The organism is uncultured Arenimonas sp., from assembly GCF_963976025.1.
Taxonomy (GTDB): Bacteria; Pseudomonadota; Gammaproteobacteria; order Xanthomonadales; family Xanthomonadaceae; genus Arenimonas.
In genome coordinates this window covers 1-4740 of record NZ_CAXBJS010000197.1, presented here as the reverse complement: position 1 = coordinate 4740, position 4740 = coordinate 1, and the positions used below count along the sequence as shown (strand labels likewise).

Here is a 4740-nt window from a genome sequence, read left to right as displayed (position 1 = left end):
CAGCAGGTAGAACATCGCCATGGCCAGTCCCGTCAGGCCGTACTGCACGAAATGCACCGGCCGCGACGCCAGCGCCTCGACCAGGAACACCGCGCCGAACACCAGGCCCAGGAACAGCAGCGCGTACTTGATCGCCCGGTCGGTCATCAGGTAGCGGTCCACCGGTTCCACCAGGCGCAGCCCGAAGGCGCCTTCGTAAACGCCTTCGCAGCGCCCGTCGGACGGCGCACAGGCGGCCAGGGCCTGGGAAACCCGGCTAGACAGCCGTGAGACCGCCCAGCGGGCGCTGAAGCCGGCCTCGCCGACCTCGCGCTCGTCCGGCAGGTGGTGGCCCTCGAAACCCGGGTGCGGCCAGTCGCCGTCCAGGCTGACGCTGGTTTCGCCGCCCACCGGCACCCAGGCCAAGGAGCCCGTGCCGGTCAGGTCCAGATCGACCGAAAACGGCAGGTCGCCGTCCAGGGCCGCCAGCGGCACCGCCGCATGCAGGCCCTCGCCCAGCCAGGCCACCCGCGAACCCGGTTCGACGGCGGCGGCCTTGCCGGCCAGTTCCAGGTTGATCCGGCGCACGCCGCGGTTGTCGCCCAGGCCCAGCACCAGCCAGGCGCGTTTGGGCTGCAGCTCGCCCAGGTCCACCGGCGGCGGCTGGTGCCGGAACCGGCCCTTGATCGTCTGGCTGGTGTGGAAGACGGGCACGCTGAACAGGCTGCGGCCGCGGCGTTCGCTGCGCAGGCTGCCGGCCACGGCCAGCTGCCCGGGCGCCACCAGGTAGTGGTAGGGCTGCACCGTTTCCTCGGTTTCCTGGCTCATGTGGCCGTCGCGGTTCACCACCCGCCGGTGTTCGGTGCGGTGTTCGGCCTCCACCAGCAGCAGCGGGCCGACCAGGGCCTGTTCGCCGGCCGTGGCCCGGGCGATCTCGGCTGCCACCTCCTGCCCGCGCTGCTGGCGCTCGAACACCAGCCCGCTGAGCATCATCAGCGGCACCAGCAGCAGCAACAGCAGCAGCCCGACCAGGGCCAGTTTCCATCCGATGCGCATGGCGCGATCCCCGTTTTTCGCCGCCAAGCGCGGCCAGGACCATGGAAACAGGCGAATCGGGCGGGACAACGGCAGTGAAATGGCAAAACGCGGGCGGTTCAGGCCGGGCACCGTTTCAGCGATAATGGCCGCCCCTCCGATTGACGGACCGGCTGCGCCCCCTGGCGCGGCCCCACCCCCGCCCGGCCCCGCGCGAACCGCGCGCCGGCGCGCAAGAACCGGGAAACACCATGTCGCAATACATCTACACCATGATCGGCGTCAGCAAGACCGTGCCGCCGAAGAAGCAGATCATCAAGGACATCTCGCTGTCCTTCTTCCCCGGCGCCAAGATCGGCCTGCTGGGCCTGAACGGCTCGGGCAAGACCACGGTGCTGCGCATCATGGCCGGCGTGGACACCGATTTCACCGGCGAAGCGCGCCCGCAGCCGGGCATCAAGGTCGGCTACCTGGAACAGGAACCCAAGCTCAACCCCGAGCACACCGTGCGCCAGGCGGTGGAAGAAGGCGTGGGCGACATCCTGCAGGCGCAGCAGCGCCTGGACGAGGTCTACGCGGCCTACGCCGAGGAAGACGCGGATTTCGACAAGCTGGCCAAGGAACAGGAACGCCTGGAAGCCATCCTGGCCTCGGGTGACGCGCACACGCTGGAACAGCAGCTGGAAGTCGCCGCCGACGCGCTGCGCCTGCCGCCCTGGGACGCGATCGTCGGCCCGCTGTCGGGCGGCGAGAAGCGTCGCGTCGCCCTGTGCCGCCTGCTGCTGTCCAAGCCGGACATGCTGCTGCTCGACGAACCGACCAACCACCTCGACGCCGAGTCGGTGGAATGGCTGGAACAGTTCCTGGCGCGCTACCCGGGCACCGTGGTGGCGGTCACCCATGACCGCTACTTCCTGGACAACGCCGCCGAGTGGATCCTGGAACTCGACCGCGGCCGCGGCATTCCCTGGAAGGGCAACTACAGCGAATGGCTCAACCAGAAGTCCGACCGCCTCAAGCAGGAAGAGTCGCAGGAAAAGGCCCGCCAGAAGGCGCTGCAGCGCGAGCTCGAGTGGTCGCGCCAGAACGCCAAGGGCGGCCGCAGCAAGGGCAAGGCGCGCCTGCAGCGTCTTGAAGACCTGCAGTCGGTCGAATACCAGAAGCGCAACGAGACCAACGAGCTCTTCATCCCGCCGGGCGAGCGCCTGGGCAACAACGTGATCGAGTTCAAGAACGTCTCGAAGAGCTACGGCGACCGGCTGCTGTTCGAGGACCTGAACTTCACGGTACCCAATGGCGCGATCATCGGCATCATCGGTCCCAACGGCGCCGGCAAGTCGACGCTGTTCCGGATGCTGACGGGCAAGGAAAAGCCGGATTCGGGCGAGATCAACATCGGCCCGACGGTGAAGCTGGCCTACGTGGACCAGTCGCGCGATGCGCTCGATGCGGACAAGAACGTGTGGCAGGCGGTGTCGGGCGGCTCGGACATCCTGAACATCAACGGCGTGGAGATCCAGTCGCGGGCCTACATCGGGCGCTTCAACTTCAAGGGCCAGGACCAGCAGAAGCTGGTGGGCACGCTGTCGGGTGGTGAACGCGGCCGCCTGCACATGGCCAGCACGCTGCTGCAGGGCGGCAACGTGCTGCTGCTCGACGAACCGTCGAACGACCTGGACATCGAGACGCTGCGTGCGCTGGAAGACGCGCTGCTGGAGTTCCCGGGCTGCGCGATGGTGATCTCGCATGACCGCTGGTTCCTGGACCGCATCGCGACGCACATCCTGGCCTTCGAGGGCGACTCGCACGTGGAGTTCTACCAGGGCAACTACCGCGAGTACGAAGAAGACAAGCGCCGCCGCCTTGGCGACGAAGCCGCCGGCCCGCACCGCCTGCGCTTCAAGGCCCTCAAGTAGGCTTCTGTGGGAGGGACTTCAGTCCCGATTGGACCTACCGGAAAACGGCGCCCCAAGGCGCCGTTTTCTTTCGCCCCTTTGTAGGAGCGCCTTCAGGCGCGAATCTCCTGCTCTGCCTCTGTGGGAGGGACTTCAGTCACGATGCTCTTGGCCTTCGGCCAAGCAGAGCGTCGCCCCCGACTGATGCGCGGGTGGAGGCAGCGAGCACCCTCCTCGACAGATTTTCGGGGCCGACAGGAGATACGGCACGCGACGCGCGCAAGAACAAAATAACGTTCGCCGGCTGAAGGCGCAGATCCGCTACCGGCCAGAAGCGGTCATGACGTGCCTGCAGTTGGGCAGTGCAGACGGTGGAGCCAATTGCATCATTAGCTCCGAACCCAGGGTCTATGACACCGGGGGGCCGCCATTGCGGGGCCGTGGCCGCCTGGGACCAATCCGTCCAAATGAAAGGAAAAGAAAAGGACCAAGACCCGCGACCATGATTAAAGAACGGGAAACATCGCTAACGGCGATGCCGAACGCACCTTTGACTAGAATGAACAAGCCGAACATGGCCAGGCCAGACGCCACCGATGCGTCTCTAACCCGCTTCAATAGCGGGCTTGAGTAGCAATGGCGTTTCCTTAGAAATCCGGTAAGAAAAAGGATTGTAAGTAGCGATAAAGCAGCCGAAATGGACCCGTCGTGCATATTGGGGCTTGACCAATACAAGGCGGAAAAGCCGAACGCAGCAGCTTGAATCCCGACAACGGTCCAGACTGTCGCTGGTCTAATCTTCATCGCGACTGCTTCCTTAAGGACTCAGTAAAAATCGGCCGACAAGGGACATTATCCCGTTTCCCGCGACCGTCCGCTTCGGGTCGGAAGCGGCCTTGTCGGCTCTCGGCCATTAAGCGAAAAAGCAGGAGGCCCGCTTTCGCGGGCCTCCTGAGGAACGGATTGCTGTCTCGACTCAGAACGTGACGATGACGGTCGCCGTGCAGCTGGTGGTGCCGGCGTTGCACACTTGGTAGCTCGCCGAGGTGGCGCCCAGGTTCTCGCTGAAGCCGCCGGAGTTGCTCTGCGTGGCGATCTTGCTGCCGTTGCGGAAGATATCCACCGACGCGCCACCGCCGCTCCAGGACAGGCTGTAGTTGTAGTTCTTGCCGCGCTTGTTCACCGAACCGCTGAGGTTCTCCGGGGCGCCCGCCGGCGGCGGCGGCTCGTTGCCACCGCCACAGCCGCTCGCGGCCAGGTAGTCGCTGGCCGCCTTGGCCTTGACGATGCCGTAGCCGAAGTAGGCGTCAGGACCCGCCGCGCCGCCGTCCTCGGCCGTGGCCTTGAGGGCGTCACGGATCTGGGTGCCGGTGCAGGTCGGATGGTTCGACCACACCAGCGCCGCGACGCCGGACACGCCCGGCGTGGCCATCGAGGTGCCGCTCATGTAGCCGTAGTCGCTGGCGCCGACGCTGACCGAGGCGGTGGACGCAGCGACCAGCGCATTGCGGTCTTCGAACGCGGCGCCGACCGCCGGGATCGAGGTGGTGTTGGTGGTGCCGAGTGTTCCGAACAGCATGCCGGCTTCATTGTTGATGACGATGGCGCCGATGCCGCCGGAGTCCTCGCAGTTCTTCACCTTGTCGAAGAAGGAGATGACGCCGCGATCGATAACGCAGATCCTGCCGGCCGCGCCAGCGGCGGTCGACTCGGCGGTGCCCATGAAGAAGGTGGCACCGGACGCGGAGCCCGTGTTTTCCATCGCGGACGACGCAAAACCGGCGCCGCCGGCTTCAAGCGCGGAAAGCGTCGCGCCACCGGCCGGATAGGT

General features: G+C 66.2%; 3 protein-coding genes. 1 reads left to right on the top strand and 2 read right to left on the bottom strand.

The window, feature by feature from the left end:
- On the bottom strand, positions 1-1035 hold a 1035-nt coding region (creD, locus tag AACZ35_RS12545; protein WP_339829823.1), incomplete at its 3' end, for a cell envelope integrity protein CreD.
- 230 nt (positions 1036-1265) lie between these two features.
- Between creD and ettA the strand changes: the two genes are divergently transcribed.
- Positions 1266-2930 carry an energy-dependent translational throttle protein EttA gene (ettA, locus tag AACZ35_RS12540; RefSeq protein ID WP_339829821.1) on the top strand — a complete coding sequence of 555 codons (1665 nt, stop codon included), beginning with the start codon at positions 1266-1268 and terminating at the stop codon, positions 2928-2930.
- A 955-nt stretch (positions 2931-3885) separates the two neighbouring features.
- Here the strand turns inward: ettA and AACZ35_RS12535 are convergent.
- A partial coding sequence (locus AACZ35_RS12535; protein ID WP_339829819.1) for a S8 family serine peptidase occupies positions 3886-4740 on the bottom strand: 855 nt, incomplete at its 5' end.

What these genes read in the sequence shown, in the direction of transcription:
- ettA (WP_339829821.1), top strand. Translation starts at nt 1,266, where the DNA reads ATGTCGCAATACATCTACACCATGATCGGCGTCAGCAAGACCGTGCCG.